Source organism: Streptomyces cinnamoneus, assembly GCF_002939475.1.
Lineage (GTDB): Bacteria > Actinomycetota > Actinomycetes > Streptomycetales > Streptomycetaceae > Streptomyces > Streptomyces cinnamoneus_A.
The window spans coordinates 4,827,672-4,840,100 of the sequence record NZ_PKFQ01000001.1 but is presented as its reverse complement, the minus strand read 5'-3'; the positions used below and the strand labels follow the sequence as shown (position 1 = coordinate 4,840,100).

Annotated in this window: 12 protein-coding genes; 5 read left to right on the top strand and 7 right to left on the bottom strand. The window is 73.2% G+C overall.

The genetic code is table 11. The features are described 5' to 3' along the window. Positions 1-30: 30 nt before the first annotated feature. Positions 31-423 (bottom strand): SCO5389 family protein, encoded by a 393-nt coding sequence (locus tag CYQ11_RS21785; RefSeq protein WP_099201148.1) that lies wholly within the window; start codon positions 421-423, stop codon positions 31-33. A 206-nt stretch (positions 424-629) separates the two neighbouring features. On the opposite strand from CYQ11_RS21785, the gene nucS reads away from it, so the two are divergent. Beyond that, positions 630-1,289 carry an endonuclease NucS gene (gene nucS, locus CYQ11_RS21780; protein WP_099201149.1) on the top strand — a complete coding sequence of 220 codons (660 nt, stop codon included), beginning with the start codon at positions 630-632 and terminating at the stop codon, positions 1,287-1,289. Positions 1,290-1,359: 70 nt separating this feature from the next. Here nucS and CYQ11_RS21775 read toward each other — a convergent pair whose 3' ends face one another. The 3 genes from CYQ11_RS21775 to CYQ11_RS21765 form a co-directional block, all read right to left on the bottom strand. After that, entirely contained in the window at positions 1,360-4,005 is a 2,646-nt protein-coding gene (locus CYQ11_RS21775) for a Cdc6/Cdc18 family protein (RefSeq protein ID WP_099201150.1), read from the bottom strand. Between the two features lie 266 nt (positions 4,006-4,271). Continuing rightward, complete coding sequence (locus CYQ11_RS21770) at positions 4,272-4,604, bottom strand: STAS domain-containing protein (RefSeq protein ID WP_099201151.1); 333 nt, start codon at positions 4,602-4,604, stop codon at positions 4,272-4,274. Between the two features lie 142 nt (positions 4,605-4,746). Next, a complete protein-coding gene (locus tag CYQ11_RS21765) occupies positions 4,747-5,595 on the bottom strand; it encodes a 3-hydroxyacyl-CoA dehydrogenase family protein (protein WP_099201152.1) in 849 nt (282 codons plus the stop codon). A 388-nt stretch (positions 5,596-5,983) separates the two neighbouring features. Between CYQ11_RS21765 and CYQ11_RS21760 the strand changes: the two genes are divergently transcribed. After that, complete coding sequence (locus CYQ11_RS21760; RefSeq protein ID WP_099201153.1) at positions 5,984-6,220, top strand: DUF7848 domain-containing protein; 237 nt, start codon at positions 5,984-5,986, stop codon at positions 6,218-6,220. Positions 6,221-6,332: 112 nt separating this feature from the next. On the opposite strand, the gene CYQ11_RS21755 is transcribed toward CYQ11_RS21760, so the two are convergent. Then, a complete protein-coding gene (locus CYQ11_RS21755; protein WP_146104726.1) occupies positions 6,333-7,349 on the bottom strand; it encodes a hypothetical protein in 1,017 nt (338 codons plus the stop codon). 64 nt (positions 7,350-7,413) lie between these two features. Next, positions 7,414-8,040 (bottom strand): TetR/AcrR family transcriptional regulator, encoded by a 627-nt coding sequence (locus CYQ11_RS21750; protein WP_099201155.1) that lies wholly within the window; start codon positions 8,038-8,040, stop codon positions 7,414-7,416. Positions 8,041-8,120: 80 nt separating this feature from the next. Here CYQ11_RS21750 and CYQ11_RS21745 point away from each other — a divergent pair, with 80 nt between their 5' ends. Genes CYQ11_RS21745 through CYQ11_RS21735 form a run of 3 tightly spaced genes read left to right on the top strand, consistent with a single transcriptional unit; the run spans position 8,121 to position 10,262 of the window. Further along, positions 8,121-8,903 carry an ABC transporter ATP-binding protein gene (locus CYQ11_RS21745; RefSeq protein ID WP_099201156.1) on the top strand — a complete coding sequence of 261 codons (783 nt, stop codon included), beginning with the start codon at positions 8,121-8,123 and terminating at the stop codon, positions 8,901-8,903. 11 nt (positions 8,904-8,914) lie between these two features. Next, complete coding sequence (locus tag CYQ11_RS21740; RefSeq protein WP_099201157.1) at positions 8,915-9,676, top strand: ABC transporter permease; 762 nt, start codon at positions 8,915-8,917, stop codon at positions 9,674-9,676. 13 nt (positions 9,677-9,689) lie between these two features. Further along, positions 9,690-10,262: a cob(I)yrinic acid a,c-diamide adenosyltransferase gene (locus tag CYQ11_RS21735; RefSeq protein WP_099201158.1), complete on the top strand. Its 573-nt coding sequence runs from the start codon at positions 9,690-9,692 to the stop codon at positions 10,260-10,262. Positions 10,263-10,330: 68 nt separating this feature from the next. Here CYQ11_RS21735 and CYQ11_RS21730 read toward each other — a convergent pair whose 3' ends face one another. Further along, complete coding sequence (locus CYQ11_RS21730) at positions 10,331-12,367, bottom strand: glycoside hydrolase family 18 chitinase (RefSeq protein ID WP_099201159.1); 2,037 nt, start codon at positions 12,365-12,367, stop codon at positions 10,331-10,333. Between the last annotated feature and the right edge of the window lie 62 nt (positions 12,368-12,429).

The following is a 12,429-nucleotide window of genomic DNA, read 5'->3' as shown; positions in this document are numbered from 1 at the left end:
CCGCGTCCCGGAGCGGCAGCACGGAACGCGTCAGCAGTCGCGGAGCTCCGGCGACTGGTTCAGCAGCTGACCGCGGATCGAGGTGAAGCGGGCCAGGCGTTGGTCCACCGAGGCGTCCAGGGGGAAGACCGCCACCCGGTGGCAGTTCTGGAACGCCAGGCGGACCCCGAAGTGTCGCTGCAGCGCACCGCGGATCGCGTCACTCGCCAGGGCGCGCAGCAGCTGCCCGCGCGCCTGCTCGTCCGGCGGGGGCGTCCGGTTGTCGGCGAACTCACCACCGTCGGCCTGGAGCCGGTCCACCAGGGAGCTGATCATCTCCCACGCGTAGGGCAGGGAGGTCCGGACGCAGTCGACGAATTCGGCTTCGTCGACCTCGCCTCGCTCGGCCTGTTCAAGGAGGGCCGGTGAGACGTCGAGCGACATGGGTTCTCCTCTCGCGACCCCGCGTGCGGGGTCTAGGGGTGGGCGAGCGGACGACGACGCCCTGTGCCCGTACGGCGACCGCCCGCTTCAACGGTAATCCGGCCACTGCTGCCCCACCAGGAGAACACCGACAACTGGCCAAAGCCCGAGGGCCCCTTCCAGGGCGAATCGCGTGAAGTGGCAGGAGTCGAGTAGCGTGGCTCACCATGCGTCTCGTCATCGCCCGTTGCTCCGTGGACTACGCGGGCCGGCTCACCGCCCACCTGCCCTCCGCCCCGCGCCTGATTCTGGTGAAGGCGGACGGCAGCGTCTCGATCCACGCCGACGACAGGGCCTACAAGCCCCTGAACTGGATGTCGCCGCCGTGCACCCTCAAGGAGGGCGACGGAGTCTGGACGGTGATCAACAAGGCGGGCGAGAAGCTCATCATCACCATGGAAGAGGTGCTGCACGACTCATCGCACGAGCTGGGCGTCGACCCGGGCCTCATCAAGGACGGCGTGGAAGCCCACCTCCAGGAGCTGCTCGCCGACCGCATCGAGACGCTCGGTGAGGGCTACACCCTGATCCGCCGCGAATACCCCACGGCGATCGGTCCCGTTGACATCCTGTGCCGGGACGCGGACGGCCAGACGGTGGCCGTGGAGCTGAAGCGGCGCGGCGACATCGACGGTGTGGAACAGCTCACGCGCTACCTGGAGCTGCTCAACCGCGACCCGCACCTCGCGCCCGTGCGCGGCGTCTTCGCCGCGCAGGAGATCAAGCCGCAGGCGCGCGTGCTGGCCACGGACCGCGGCATCGGCTGCGTCGTGCTCGACTACGACGCGATGCGCGGCATCGAGGACGACAAGCTGCGGCTGTTCTGACCGCCGCGAGTCCGCGCACCAAGGGGAAGGGCCCGTACGCCGGTGGCGTACGGGCCCTTCCCCTTGTGTTTCAGGCCACCGGGGTCCCCGGCGCCGGGGCGCCCGTGGTGGTCCGGCCCGGCGCCGGGCCGCTCGCGGAGTTGGAGCTTCCGCTGGTCGGCGGCTGGGACGGCGCGGTGGTCGGGGGCTTCGGCGAGTCCGAGGGCTTGTCGCCCCCCGTCTTCGTCGGCGTCGGCTTGGGCGACGGCTTCGGGGACTCGCCGCCGGACGTGCGGCTGGGGCTCGGCGACGGCCGGTCCGGCGAGGGCGACCGGGTGGCGGAGCCGCCGCTCGGCGACGCGGACGGCGACGGCGCGGTGGTGCCGCCGGGCGCGCCGGGCGAACCGCCCGGGCGGGGCGTCTCCCCGGGCCGGGCCTTGCGCGCGGGCACCTGCGGCGCCCCCGGCTGGCCGACGGCCGGCTCGTCCGCGGTCAGGCCGTCGCCGCCGTCCTGCTGGGACGCGGACTGGCCCGGCTTCACGGTGTCCGAGTGCCCGCCCGTGCTGCCGCCGGAGGCGGCGCCGAGGGTGACCACGGTGCCGAGCACGGCGGCGAGGAGGACGCCGGCGCCCGCGGCGGCGAGGTTGCGCCTGTTGCCGCCGGACATCAGCTTCTGGACCCACGGCTGCCGGGCCACGGGGCCGCCGGCCGGGGGGCCGCTCGGCGGGGCGGGCACCCGGGCGGGTGCCGGCCGGGCCGGCGGGACGGCGGAGGCCGCCGGGACGCGGTTGACGACCGTGGTCGCGTTCCCGGCGGGCTGCCGGGCGGCGAAGGACGCGGGCGCCTTGGCGGGCGGGGCCGCGGACTCCTCGCTGCGGGCGTCGGGGACCTCCTCGCCGGCGGACGTGCTCCGGTCGGCCCGCGGGGCCGGCAGCGGCGGCAGGGGCGGGGTCTTGTCCCCGGCACCGGCGAGGGGCCTCGGCGGCGTCTGGCCGGGAAGCCGGCGGGCGCCGAGCGCGAGGCCCGAGCGGTCGGCGACCAGGGCGAGCGCCCGGCGGCCGGCGACGGCGCCGCGCTTGTCGGCCAGGACGCCGCGCAGTCCGATGGACGCCTCCAGCTCGGCGCGGGCGCGGTCGACGTGGCCGGTGCAGAGGGCGAGAACGCCCAACTCGTGGTGGAAATACGCTTCTTCGCCGACCTCGCCGGCGGCTCTGGCGGCCTCCTGACCGTGGCGCAGGCAGCGCTCCCAGGCGCCCCAGTGCAGGGCGGCCGCGAAGGCCGGCGCCGCCGTGCGGGCCAGCAGGACGGCGGCCGCGCGGTGCCCGGAGTCCTCGTCGGCGACGAGGACGGCGAGGGCCGCGAGGATGGCGTCGGCCTCGACGGCGATCCGCTCGGGGGTGACGGACGGGTGCCCGGCCCACCACGCGTAGTGCTGCGCGGCGGAGTGCGCCCGGGCGACGGCCTCGTCGCCGTAGTCCTGGGCGAGCAGCTGGTCGGCGACGCCCGCCGCGAGGCGGTAGTGGGAGCCGACGGCGCTGATCAGCCCGCAGGCAAGCAGCTCGCCGACGACGGCGTCCGCGTGGGTGTCCCCGGCGAGCGCCGGCAGGTGGGCCTGGTGGGGCAGCTCGCCGCCGAGGGCGACGGCGAAGCGCAGGGTGTCGCGGGCCGCCTCGCCGAGCCGTGAGGCGAGCAGGGCGGCGGGGGCGGCGGCCTGCGCGAGGGTCGGCAGCGGCACGTCCTGGACCTCGGCCGGGTCCTCGGTGGCGTCCTCGGCCCGGTAGGGCCGCTCGGCGAAGACGCCGAACTCGTCGACGGCCGCGGGGGCGGCGGCGAGGGCGTCGCGCTGCCGGAGCAGGGCGCCGGCCTGGACGAACCGCAGGGGCAGGCCCTCGGATTCGAACCACAGGTCGGCCGCCCAGCCCGCCTCCTCGTCCGTGAGCGGCCGGTCCACGGCCCGCTCCAGCAGTTCCAGGCAGCTGGTGCGGTCGAGACCGCCGAGGAAGACCTCTTCCAGGTGCGAGTCGGCGGAGGGGGCGGCGACGTCGGGGGTGGCGGCCAGCAGGAAGGCGCACTCGGGGGTGGCGTCGAGGAGCTCGTCGAGGGTGCTGCCGCCGAACTCCAGGTCGTCGAGGACGACGACGGCGCCGATGTCGTGGACCGCCGCCAGCATCGCGGCCCGGTCGGGGCGGTGCAGCGGCGCGTGGTGGACGGCGGCGAACAGCTCGTACAGCACGTCGGTGGGCGTGCGGTGGTGGCCGCTGAGGCGTACGACGCCGTCGGGCGCCAGGTCCTCGCAGTCCTCGGCGACGGCGTCGAGGAGGGCACTGCGGCCGGAGCCGGAGGGGCCGGTCAGGCGGACCGAGCGGCCGCGGGAGATGAGGCGGGCGAGTCTCTCGCGCTCCTCGTCGCGGTGGAGCAGGGGGATCTCGGGGCCGGCCGGGCGGGCCGGGCGCGGCGGGGTGGCGGCGCGGCGCAGTTCGGCGCGCTCGTCGGGGTCGTGACGCCGGGACCGGCTGGGCTGGGCACCGGGCGGGCAGGGCTCTATCTCGCTGCCGTCCACCGGGTTGACGGTCAGGAGGTAGTCGCCGGCGACGAGCTGGACGACGCGGACGGGGCCGCCGGCGGTCTCCGGGGCCGGCAGACCGCCCTCGCGGGGCGGGCGTCGCCTGCCGCCGTCGGTGGCGGACGCGCTCTCGTCGTCGCGGAATTCCTCGGATCCCCGGTTCGTCGGGTCCATGGTTCTTCAGCCCCCCAGATGCGTGGCGTGCCGTCGTGCCCTCCGGCCTGTCCGCACTCCTTCGACCCTCCGGACGGGAGCTGCCCGTGCCGTCGCTTCCGGTCCGGTGCCCGCCGTGGGCTTTCTTGGGCGGCGGGAAACCGAACAGACCTTGGCACAGTATCTACGACCCGGAGGGTGCCCCGGCGCCATGGGACGTCACAGTCTCATGAGAATCGGGGCACTCGGGGCGCAAAGGGCTCACGGGACCCGCCCGGCGCTCTGCGCTACACGTGGGGCAGGGGGCGGCGGTGGTCCGCCCCGGTGTCCTCCTCGATGGCGAGGATGCGGTGCAGCCGGGTGGCGACCAGGACCCGCTGCATCCGGTCGGGCACACCGCGCAGGACCAGCCGCCGGCCGGTGCGCCCGGCGCGGCGGTGGGCACCCATGATGACGCCGAGTCCGGTGGCGTCCCAGGAGTCCAGCTCGGTCAGGTCGAGCACGAGGTCGCCCCGGCCCGCGTCGAGCGCGGAGTGCAGCACCGTACGGGCGTCCGCCGCGCTGCGGACGTCGAGGCGCCCCCCGACGACCAGTTCGGCGTGGTCGCCCCTGATGTGCATATGCGCTCCCGGTAGTGGTGCGTGTGCGTGATGTGGTCGTGGTTCTAAAGAACTGACTGCCTCTCACACGACAAAGTTGCCGCATATAAGGGAACCCATACCGAATTCACCCTCGGGGGTGAACTCGGTGGACGGTTCAGCCTTAGTACTGGTAGAAGCCCTGACCGCTCTTGCGACCCAGGTCGCCGGCGTCGACCATGCGGCGCATCAGCTCCGGCGGGGCGAACTTCTCGTCCTGGCATTCGGTGTAGATGTTGCCCGTGGCGTGCAGCAGGATGTCCACGCCCGTCAGGTCGGCGGTCGCCAGCGGGCCCATGGCGTGGCCGAAGCCCAGCTTGCAGGCGACGTCGATGTCCTCGGCGCTGGCCACACCCGATTCGTACAGCTTCGCCGCCTCGACGACGAGCGCCGAGATGAGGCGGGTGGTGACGAAGCCCGCGACGTCGCGGTTGACGACGATGCAGGTCTTGCCGACACCCTCGGCGAACTCGCGCGCGCGGGCGAGCGTTTCGTCGCTGGTCTTGTGACCGCGCACCAGCTCGCACAGCTGCATCATCGGCACCGGGGAGAAGAAGTGCGCGCCGACCACGCGCTCGGGGCGCTTCGTGGCGGCCGCGATCTTGGTGATCGGGATGGCGGAGGTGTTCGAGGCCAGCACGGTCTCGTCCCCGACCAGGCCGTCCAGCGTGCGGAAGATCTCGCGCTTGACGTCGACGTCCTCGAAGACCGCCTCGACGACGATGTCCGCGTCGGCGACGGCGTCCAGGTCGGTGGTGGCCGTGATGCGGCCCAGCGCGGCCTCGGCGGCGCCGGCCTCCAGCTTGCCCTTGGCGACGAACTTGTCGTAGGAGGCCTTGATGCCGTCCGTCCCCCGCTTGAGCGCCTCGTCGGTGACGTCCCGCAGCACGACGTCCCACCCGGCCTGAGCGGAGACCTGAGCGATACCGGAACCCATCAGTCCGGCTCCGATGACGGCGAGCTTCTTGGCCATGCGGCTGTCCCCTTACTCCCTGTGCATGTATCTGTTCATTACGCCTCTCGGCCCGGACCTTAGCGTCCGGCGGCGCGCCGTTGGGCAGGAAGAGATGCGCGTCACGCCCCAAATGACGGACATCACACGGAGTCGGCCACGGCCCACGTCTCCTGGTGCAGTTGGGGCACATGGGCCCCAGGGCCCACGGCAGCGGACTCGCCCCGAGAGGCCGTCCCCCGCACCGGGCCGCGCGGCGCCGGGACCTCGTCCCGAGCCCCGCAAGTGAGGCTTGAGCCCGGCCCGTTCGTCCTCGACACTCGGACGGACAGGAGCGGGCCGGATCCCGGACGCCGAGCACACCGGCCGGGCGGGCCCGCCGCCGACGCCGTCAGCCGGAGGCACCCGCATGAGCGTGCACACCGTGATCCGCTGGGCGGACTGGACCATCGGCCCCGACACCGCGCCGGACGTGCCGGCCGTCACCTTCGCCATGCACTGCACCACGTGCGACGCCGCGTCGGGGAAGGACGGCGACTTCGAGACCGTCCGCGACTGGGCGTTCCGGCACGTGGGGCGCCACCCCTCCCACACGGGCTACCGGGAAGTGATCCACCGGCACTGGCGGGCGACGCTGGTGCGCTGACCGCTCGGGACGCCCGCGGGGGCGCCCACGCGCCGGCATGACGGCCGGCCACGGCCCGTACGCCACCGGGGTGGACGCCCCCGCGGGCAGGGCGCGGGCCGGCCGTCCGGACTCACTCCTCGTCGTCCTCGTCGCCGTCCTCCGCGGCCCTGAGGGCCCTCAGACCGGCCCTCAGCTCGCCGAGCGTGTCGTCCGCCAGCTCTTCCAGAAAGGCGGGGCACACCCACGCGTCCAGGGGCTCGTCATCCTGCTCGGCCTCGTCTTCCTCGTCCCAGCCGTAGGGCTCGGCCAGCTCCGCCCGGCCGCCCGGGCTGCGCAGCAGGAAGCCTGCCTGGTTCATGTCGTCCGGATCGCCGGTGCCGGGGTGCTCGCCGGGGCCGTGGGCGCACGGGGCGTCGTCCAGCAGCGGGACGGCCGCCTCGATCCCCGCGATCATCGCCTTGAGCACCGCCGGGTCGGTGATGCGCTCCGACGTCGCGTACCAGCAGGTGGCGTTCATGGTGACGAGGAATCCCGCCAGCACTCCGCGGGTCGGCCGGTCGGGCAGGAGGCCTGCCTCGCCGATCAGGTCCAGGCCCGGATCGCCGTGGGGATGGTCGTTCACGATCCCCGACAGGACGCGCATGCGGAAGTGGAGGCCCTCCGGGGACCCCACCGGGACGCGGCGGACGGAGAAGGGGGCGATCACGTCCGCGGCGAGGCGGGCCCACCCCGCGACGTTGACCGGGCACAGCACCCGGCCGGCGTCGGGGTCGCCGTTTGGCGCCGCGGGTCCGCCGGGCAGCAGCCCGGTGTCCCCCAGCCATATCTCGTCCTCGAGCGCGTCCATGGCGGCCTCGAAGGGGTGGTCGTCGTGTGCGCAGGGCCGTCCGTCGAGGGCCTTCACCGCGGCGCACAGGGCGTCGACGGCGGCGCGCCTCGCCTCCCTCCCGGGGCGCCAGGCGAGGTGGCCCGACATCGCCACCAGCCCGGCCACCCACAGGTGGGCCCGCTCTCCGCCCGGGTCGGCGGCGAGCCTGCGGGCGCAGTCCAGCACGAGGGGTCCGGCCTCGTCCGCCGGGGACGTGTCGCTGATGTGGCGCCAGGCGTCGGCGAGCCGGCGGACGGTGGGGTCGGTCGTATCGATCACGACCTGCACGACGGTGTCCCCGTGCGGGCGGTTCCCGGTGCCCGTTCCGGCGGGCCGTCGCCGCCTACGCGACCGCGTAGGCGAGGAGCTTCTCGCTCAGCAGGTCCTCGATCTCGTCGAGGAGGACGAGCACCGCCCGCGACGTCTCCGCCGCCGAGCGGCCGGCCGTCAGCTCGCGCTGGACGAACTCCACGACGTGGGACTGGATCCAGCCGAGCTGACTGGCCACCAGCTCCGGCAGGAGGTCGTCGTCGCCGCGCTCCTGCGCCAGCACGGCGGTCAAGGCCTCCGTCGCGCGGCGGCGCATGTCCAGGACGCGGGAGCGGAGGGCCTGGGACTCGCCGATGACGCGCATGAAGCGGTCGTAGCCGTCGACCAGGCCGAGGCGGGGGGAGACGGCCACCGTCTCGGCGCGCAGCGCGCGCAGCACCGCGCGGGCCGCGGACTCTCCGGCCGGGCGGCCCCGGACGACCGCCGCCAGCCAGCCCACCGCGTCGTCCTCGCGGTCGAGGAAGAGGTCCTCCTTGGCCGGGAAGTAGTTGTAGACCGTGTTGACGGAGACGTCCGCCGCGGCGGCGACCTCGGCGATCGTCACCGCGTCGAAGCCGCGCTCCAGGAACAGGCCCGTGGCCACGTCCGAGAGGTGCTGCCTGGTCTGCCGCTTCTTCCGTTCCCTGAGTCCTTCCGTCATGCCCCCATCGTAGCTTCGCTGCACTCCATGAAAATTTGGGGTCATTGCAATTTTTAAGTCGCTCTGTTTTTCTTGCGGGCATGGACAGCATCCACACCTCCGGCCTCGCCCGGAGCTTCGCGACCCCGCACGGCCCCGTGGTCGCCGTGCGCGGCATCGACCTGACCGTCCGGCGCGGCGAGATACTCGGCTTCCTCGGCCCCAACGGCGCGGGCAAGACCACCACCCTGCGCATGCTCACCACGCTCCTCGCCCCCACCGGCGGCACCGCGACCGTCGCCGGCCACGACCTCGTGCGCGACCCGGAGGGCGTGCGCCGCAGCACGGGCTACGTCGCCCAGTCCGGCGGCGTCGACCCCGCCGTCTCCGTACGGGAGGAGCTGGTCACCCAGGGCCGGCTCTACCGCCTCACCAAGCGCCTCGCCCAAGACCGCGCGGAGGAACTGGCCACCGCCCTGGACCTGGTGGACCTGCTGGAACGCCCCTGCGGCACGCTGTCCGGGGGGCAGCGGCGGCGGCTCGACATCGCCATGGCCCTCGCCCACCGGCCCGAAGTGCTCCTCCTCGACGAGCCGACCACCGGCCTCGACCCCCGCAGCCGCGCCGACCTGTGGGACCTCGTGCGCCGCGTCCGCTCCGAGTGGGGCACGACCATCCTCCTCACCACCCACTACCTCGACGAAGCCGACGCCCTCGCCGACCGGCTGGTCGTCGTCGACAAGGGCGCCATCGCGGCCGAGGGGACGCCGGCGGAGCTGAAGTCCCGTCACGGGGGCTCGCCCGACGCCACCCTCCAGGACGCGTTCCTGGCCGTCACCGGGCGCGCCCCGGCCCCGCCGCACACCACCCCTCTCGCCGTCTAGGAGCCCACGCCGTGCGCACCCTCCTCTCCGACACCGCCCTGGTCTTCGGCCGCTACGCCCGCCAGACCCTGCGCTCGAAGGCCGCCATGACCTTCGGCGCGCTCATGCCCGCGCTCTACCTCGTCCTCTACGGCCCCCTGCTCACCGGCCTGCCCCTCGGCGACGGCCGCGGCGGTGGCTCCTGGCGGGTCCTCGTGCCCGGCCTGCTGCTCCAGCTCGCCCTCTTCGGGGCGTCCTTCGCCGGACTCGGGATCATCATCGAAAAACAGCACGGCGTCGTCGAGCGGATGCGGGTGACCCCCGTCAGCCGGCCGGCCCTCCTCCTGGGGCGCGTGCTGCGGGACGCCGCGCTGCTCACCGTCCAGTCGGTCCTGCTCGTCGTGGTGGCGTTCGCCATGGGGTTGCGGGCGCCGCTGCCCGGCGTCCTCATCGGCCTCGCGTTCACGGCCTCGCTCGCGCTGTCGCTGGCGTCGCTGTCGTGCACGCTGGCCGTGAAGTCCCCGACGCCGCAGGCGTTCGCGCCGGTCGTCAACACCGTCACCATGCCCGCGATGCTGCTCTCCGGCCTGCTGCTGCCGATGTCCCTCGCGCCGGGCTGGCTCGACGCGCTCTCACACGTGATGCCGCTGCGCTATCTGGTGGACGCGGTGCGCGCCGCGTTCGCCGGCGACTACACCTCCGACGCCCTGCTGTCCGGCACGGTGGCCGCGCTGGCGCTGACGGCCGCCTCGGTGACGGTGGGCACACGCCACTTCCGCCGGGCCGGGTCCTAGCTAGGCTCGTCCCATGGTCCATCTGACGCGCATCTACACCCGCACCGGCGACGACGGCACCACCGCCCTCGGCGACATGAGCCGCACCGTCAAGACCGACACCCGCATCGCGGCCTACGCCGACGCCAACGAGGCCAACGCCGCGATCGGGGTCGCCATCGCGCTCGGGCAGCTGCCGGCCGAGGTCGTCAAGGTGCTCGTACGAGTCCAGAACGACCTCTTCGACGTGGGGGCCGACCTGGCCACCCCCGTGGTAGAGGAGCCCAAGTACCCGCCGCTGCGCGTCGAGCAGTCGTACATCGACAAGCTGGAGGCGGACTGCGACCGCTTCCTGGAGCCCCTGGAGAAGCTCCGCAGCTTCATCCTGCCCGGCGGCACGCCGGGGGCCGCGCTCCTGCACCAGGCGTGCACCGTCGTGCGGCGGGCCGAGCGCTCGACGTGGGCGGCGCTGGAGCTGCACGCGGACATCATGAACCCCCTGACGGCCACGTACCTCAACCGGCTGTCGGACCTGCTGTTCATTCTGGCGCGCTCGGCCAACCAGGAGGTCGGCGACGTCCTGTGGGTGCCCGGCGAGAACCGCTGACACCACGGCGTGAGCGGCCGGGGAGACGGGGGGCCTTCCGTCTCCCCGGCCGGTTCGGGGGCGCGGCCCTACCGCAGGCCGTTGTCCACGGCCGTCATCAGCGTGCCGCTGTCGCCTGACATCTCCCAGATCATGACGCCGCCCAGCTTCTTCGGCTTGAGCCAGGCCGTCTTCCTGCCGATCGACCAGGCGTCGTCGAAGGTCCACCACTGGCCGCCCGCGCCGGTGTAGCCGTACGTCGCAACCGACTGCTCGTCGTGGTGGACGGTCAGGTTCGGCACGGACGCGAGGAGGTTGTCGTACCCGCGGGTGCCCGCCTCCTCGGGGAACTGGCCCGGTGCCGCGCCGCCCGCGCTCTGCCAGACGCCGTGGACTCCGCCGTCGGCGACCTGCTGCCAGCCGCGGCCGTAGAAGGCCAGGCCCAGGACGACCTTCCGCGGGTCCACGCCGGCGTCCAGATACGTCTGCACGGTCCGCTCGACGCTGAACTTCGTGTCGTACGGGTCCTTGGCGTCCGCGTAGAGGTTGCCCTGGTGGCCGGTCCGGTTGGGCTCCCAGCTGTTGTCGCTGCCGGAGCCGTGGAAGTCGTAGCCCTGGACGTTGGCGAAGTCCATGAAGTCGAAGACGCTGGGCGTGCCGTCCTTCGTCGTGATGTCCCAGCCCGCCTCGATCTTGGCGGGGTCGGCGGGGGTGAAGGCGGTGAGCAGGTACTTCCTGCCCGTCGTCGCGCTCAGCGCGTCGAGCTGCTTGCGGAACTCCGCGAAGAGCAGCGTGTTGTTCGCCTTGTCGTCCGTGGAGACGTGGTTGCCGGCGTGGCCCTCGGAGCCGGGCCACTCCCAGTCGATGTCGAAGCCGTCGAAGATCCCGGCCGCGACGCCGTCGCCACCGCGCCCGCCGGTCACCGGCAGGTTCCCCTTGATGTACATGTCGATGCAGGACTTCACGAACTTCTGCCGGGAGGCGTCGGTCTTCGCGACGTCCGAGAAGTACTTGCTGTAGGTCCAGCCGCCGACGGAGATGTTGACCTTCAGCTTGGGGTACTTGGCCTTGAGCTTCTTCAGCTGGTTGAAGTTGCCGGCCAGCGGCTGGTCCCAGGTGTCGCCCACGCCGTCGACGGACTCGCCGGCGCCGAAGCCCTTCTCGTAGTCGGCCCAGGAGTCGCCCGCGCCGTCGCCCTGGCCCGGGTCCTGGGGGTTGGGCGTGGTGGCCTTGGTGACGCCGTTGAGGCACGTCAGGTTGAGCGGGTCGATGTTGGAGAAGGAGTAGTTGAGGTGGGTGAGCCTGGCGGCGGCCCCGCGGTCGTCGAGGGACTTCACGGTGTATCCGCGTCCGTAGATGCCCCACTGCACGAAGTAGCCGGCCTTGACGTAGCCGGTCCCCGGCTGCGGATCGCCGCCGCCGGTCGTCCGTACGGTCAGCGGGGCACTGGCCGGCCCGGTCTGGCCGGCGGTGTCACGGGCGACGACCGTGTAGGTGTACTCGGTGTCGGCGGTCAGGCCGGTGTCGGTGTACGCCAGCTTCGCCACCGTCGCGACCTTCGCGGAGCCGCGGTAGACGTCGTAGTTCTTCACGCCCTTGTCGTCCGTGGCGGCGTCCCACTTCAGCGCGATGCTGTCGGCCGTCACGGCGGTGGAGGCGGGCTTGCCGGGCGCGCTCGGCGGGCTGTCGACCGACGAGCCATCGCAGGGGCCGCCGTTGAGCCGGCAGCCTTCGGGCGCGCCGTCGCCGGCGCCCACGAATCCGAAGGTGACGCTGGCGCCGGGGGCGACGGTCCCGTTGTACTCGCGGTTCCTGGCCGTGTGGTGCGTTCCGGCGGAGGTGATCAGGGCGTCCCAGTAGGAGCCGATCGTCGTGGAGGAGGGGAAGTCCCATTCCACGGTCCAGCCGTCGAGGGGCGTGGAGCCGGTGTTCTTCACCGTCCACTGGGCCTGGAAACCGGTCCCCCAGTCGGAGGTCTTGACGAAGGTGGCCGTGGCGGACGGCGCGGCCTGGGCCGGAGCCGCCAGTCCGACGAGCGCGGCGAGGGGGAGCAGCAGGGCGGCGCACGCCGCCACCACCGCTCGGAAGGTGGGATGTCTGCGTTGTCCTGAGGTTCCTGTGCTCAAGGGGTGCTCCCCGAGTGAGGTCCGGACAGTGGGGGGTGAGCGTTGTGAAGGGAGCGTAAAAA

Bases quoted from the DNA above. Each gene is read 5' to 3' on its own strand.
- CYQ11_RS21775 (WP_099201150.1), bottom strand. From the start codon at position 4,005: ATGGACCCGACGAACCGGGGATCCGAGGAATTCCGCGACGACGAGAGC.
- nucS (WP_099201149.1), top strand. From the start codon at position 630: ATGCGTCTCGTCATCGCCCGTTGCTCCGTGGACTACGCGGGCCGGCTC.
- CYQ11_RS21770 (WP_099201151.1), bottom strand. From the start codon at position 4,604: ATGCACATCAGGGGCGACCACGCCGAACTGGTCGTCGGGGGGCGCCTC.
- CYQ11_RS21750 (WP_099201155.1), bottom strand. From the start codon at position 8,040: ATGACGGAAGGACTCAGGGAACGGAAGAAGCGGCAGACCAGGCAGCAC.
- CYQ11_RS21785 (WP_099201148.1), bottom strand. From the start codon at position 423: ATGTCGCTCGACGTCTCACCGGCCCTCCTTGAACAGGCCGAGCGAGGC.
- CYQ11_RS21765 (WP_099201152.1), bottom strand. From the start codon at position 5,595: ATGGCCAAGAAGCTCGCCGTCATCGGAGCCGGACTGATGGGTTCCGGT.
- CYQ11_RS21735 (WP_099201158.1), top strand. From the start codon at position 9,690: ATGGTCCATCTGACGCGCATCTACACCCGCACCGGCGACGACGGCACC.
- CYQ11_RS21760 (WP_099201153.1), top strand. From the start codon at position 5,984: ATGAGCGTGCACACCGTGATCCGCTGGGCGGACTGGACCATCGGCCCC.
- CYQ11_RS21745 (WP_099201156.1), top strand. From the start codon at position 8,121: ATGGACAGCATCCACACCTCCGGCCTCGCCCGGAGCTTCGCGACCCCG.